General features: G+C 32.5%; 6 protein-coding genes. All 6 read right to left on the bottom strand.

The window, feature by feature from the left end:
- A partial coding sequence (locus ACTTAQ_RS05950; protein WP_440696418.1) for a hypothetical protein occupies window positions 1–406 on the bottom strand: 406 nt, incomplete at its 3' end.
- Between the two features lie 52 nt (window positions 407–458).
- A complete protein-coding gene (gene rplL, locus ACTTAQ_RS05945; RefSeq protein WP_440680040.1) occupies window positions 459–830 on the bottom strand; it encodes a 50S ribosomal protein L7/L12 in 372 nt (123 codons plus the stop codon).
- Between the two features lie 19 nt (window positions 831–849).
- Window positions 850–1,362 carry a 50S ribosomal protein L10 gene (gene rplJ / locus ACTTAQ_RS05940; RefSeq protein WP_440696416.1) on the bottom strand — a complete coding sequence of 171 codons (513 nt, stop codon included), beginning with the start codon at window positions 1,360–1,362 and terminating at the stop codon, window positions 850–852.
- Between the two features lie 8 nt (window positions 1,363–1,370).
- Window positions 1,371–2,066: a 50S ribosomal protein L1 gene (gene rplA, locus ACTTAQ_RS05935; RefSeq protein ID WP_440696414.1), complete on the bottom strand. Its 696-nt coding sequence runs from the start codon at window positions 2,064–2,066 to the stop codon at window positions 1,371–1,373.
- Window positions 2,067–2,069: 3 nt separating this feature from the next.
- Window positions 2,070–2,495 (bottom strand): 50S ribosomal protein L11, encoded by a 426-nt coding sequence (rplK, locus tag ACTTAQ_RS05930; RefSeq protein ID WP_009360095.1) that lies wholly within the window; start codon window positions 2,493–2,495, stop codon window positions 2,070–2,072.
- 6 nt (window positions 2,496–2,501) lie between these two features.
- Window positions 2,502–2,852, bottom strand: a 351-nt coding sequence (nusG, locus tag ACTTAQ_RS05925; protein WP_440696412.1) for a transcription termination/antitermination protein NusG, incomplete at its 5' end; no start/stop codon positions are given.

The following is a 2,852-nucleotide window of genomic DNA, read 5'->3' as shown; positions in this document are numbered from 1 at the left end:
CTCGAGGTGTCATTAACGGAAGATCACCCATGTAAACTTCCTGTTCTTTTGCTGAGAGAATTTGTTTTGTTTGTTCTTCCTCATTTACATCGTAAGCAACTAATCTCAACGTAGCTTTTAGAGGAGCAGAATAAGTTAATCCTCTTTGTTTACACTCTTCAACATCATATTTTTCTTTTTCAAATCTATAGCTAACGTATTCAATTGTTGCCAAGCCAGCAAAATCTTCAATTGGAAAAACTTCCTTGAATACTTTTTCTAATCCTGATTTATTGTCTTCGTTAAATTGTAAAAAACTATCGTAAGATTTTTTTTGAACTTCAATTAAGTCTGGTATGTTTACGATATTTTCTAACTTACCAAAACTTTTTCTGATCTTTTTTTTATCAGTAAACGATAATTCCATATAAAATTTACCTGATTAAATAAATTAATCAGGCTGTTAAATTCCTAGTTAGTTACTTAAGTTCTATTTTAGCGCCTGCTGCTTCGAATTTTTTCTTAACTTCTTCAGCATCTTTTTTATTTACGCCAGCTTTTAACTCTTTTGGAGCACCTTCAACTAAATCTTTAGCTTCTTTTAAACCTAATCCAGTGAAAGCTCTTACTTCTTTAATTACTCCAATTTTGTTATCGCCTGCTGCAGATAGAACAACAGAAAATTCATCTTTTTCTTCTGCTGGTGCTCCGCCTGCTGCTGGAGCCGCTGCTGCTGCAACTGGTGCTGCTGCTGTTACGCCCCACTTTTCTTCTAATAACTTTGAAAGCTCTGCAGCTTCCACAACTGATAGAGTTGATAATTCATCAACAATTTTATTTAGATCTGCCATTTTATTTATTCCCTCGAGGTTAATCTTTTTTCAAACTTTTAGCGTGCGCCAAATTAGCTATTTTTCGTCCCGGCGCAAGTAAAATACTTAATAATTTTTGCTGTGGTGCCTGTAAAATTCCAACGATTTTAGCTCTCGCCTCATCTAGTGTCGGTAATGTCGCAATTTCAGCCACATCTGAAGGGGCTAAAAGCTTGGTGTCCATTATTCCACCAACTATTTTTAGCTTATCGTTAGATTTTTGAAAATTTACTAAGATTTTTGCTAAAGTAATTGGGTCTTTTGATAGCGCTACTCCTGTTGGTCCAGTAAATAAATTTTCAGCTTCAGAATAAGATGTTTCTTTTAAAGCCAACTTTGTAATTCTATTTTTTGTTACTTTAAGCAAAGCTCCTGCTGCTCTCATTTTTTCTCTTAATTCATCAAGTTGATTAACATTTAGGCCTTCGTAATGATAGACCATCATTGCATTGTTTGCCTCAAGATCTTTTTTAAGATTGTTAATATAATTTGTTTTTTCAATTCTATTCATAATAAAAGTTATGCTCCTAGTGTAACTTTTGTTGACGGGCCCATTGAACTAGTAACATGAGCTGAATTTATAAAATTACCCTTAGAACCTGTTGGTTTTTCTTTTTCCACAACTTCTAAAACACTTTTGTAATTTTCAATAATTTTTTTATCATCAAAGTTAGCTCTTCCAATTGATAAAGATAAATTTCCATCTTTATCACATCGAATTTCTACTTTTCCTTTTTTAATATCTTCAACTGCCTTTTTAATATTTGGAGAAACTGTTCCAAACTTTGGGTTTGGCATTAAACCTTTTGGTCCTAATACTTTTCCTAATTTTCCAACTTTTGACATCATATCAGGCGTACAAACCAATATATCAAAATCTATTTTTCCATTATTTATAGCCTCTACTAAATCTTCAGAACCTACCTTTTCCGCTCCAGATGATTTAGCTTCATCTATTTTATCATTAGCACAAATAACAGCGACTGAAATCTTTTTTCCATTTCCATGCGGAAGATCTACCGTAGTTCTAAGAGTTTGATCTGATTTTGTTTTTTCAATATTTAAGTTTAAACTTAAATCAATAGACTCAACAAACTTTGTTTTAGATCTATCTTTAATAAGTTTTACTGCTTCCTCAATTTTATATGATTTAGACTGATCAAGATCTTTTAAAAGTGATTTAAATCTTTTTGATTTTTTTTCTAAAGACTTCATAAACTATTCCTTAACTTGAATCCCCATTGATCTTGCAGATCCTGCAATAATTTTAATAGCTTCTTCAATATCAAAAGCATTTAAATCTGTCATTTTAGCTTCAGCTATTTTTTTTAATTGTTCTTTTGTAATCGATCCTGCAACAACTCTTCCTGGCTCTTTTGATCCAGATTTTAATTTAATGGCTTCTTTAATTAAATGTGAAGCTGGTGGAGTTTTTATTACAAAGTCAAATTTTTTATCTTTATAAACTGTGATAACTACTGGAACTGGTTGTCCCATTCTATCTTTTGTTTTATCGTTAAATGCCTTGCAAAATTCCATAATATTAATTCCTCTTTGTCCCAATGCTGGCCCAACTGGAGGAGCTGGATTAGCTTGCCCGCCTTTAATTTGTAACTTTAAATAACCTGCAATTTCTTTTGCCATAATCTTTTAAACCTTTTCAACCTGTGAATAATCTAAATCCACTGGTGTCGGCCTACCAAATATAGAAACAGAGACCTTAAGTCTAGATTTATCTTCATCAATTTCTTCAATTGAGCCATTAAATGAGGCAAATGGGCCGTCACAAACCTTAACTTGCTCACCAACTTGGAAGGTAATGGATGAGGATGGATTTGCTACACTTTCCTCCATGTTTCCAACAATTTTATTTACTTCTTCCTCTGATATTGGGGATGGTTTTCCCTGCGGACCTAAAAATCCACTTACTTTTTTCAATGATTTAATTAAGTGATAAACGTCATTTGTCATATCTAATTTAACTAAAATATAACCTGGGAA

The sequence above is a fragment of the Candidatus Pelagibacter sp. HIMB109 genome (assembly GCF_052048155.1).
Classification (GTDB): domain Bacteria; phylum Pseudomonadota; class Alphaproteobacteria; order Pelagibacterales; family Pelagibacteraceae; genus HIMB114.
The sequence above is the reverse complement of the archived record's forward strand: the minus strand, read 5'-3'. Positions and strand labels throughout refer to the sequence as shown.

Bases quoted from the DNA above. Each gene is read 5' to 3' on its own strand.
- rplJ (WP_440696416.1), bottom strand. From the start codon at position 1,362: ATGAATAGAATTGAAAAAACAAATTATATTAACAATCTTAAAAAAGAT.
- rplL (WP_440680040.1), bottom strand. From the start codon at position 830: ATGGCAGATCTAAATAAAATTGTTGATGAATTATCAACTCTATCAGTT.
- rplA (WP_440696414.1), bottom strand. From the start codon at position 2,066: ATGAAGTCTTTAGAAAAAAAATCAAAAAGATTTAAATCACTTTTAAAA.
- rplK (WP_009360095.1), bottom strand. From the start codon at position 2,495: ATGGCAAAAGAAATTGCAGGTTATTTAAAGTTACAAATTAAAGGCGGG.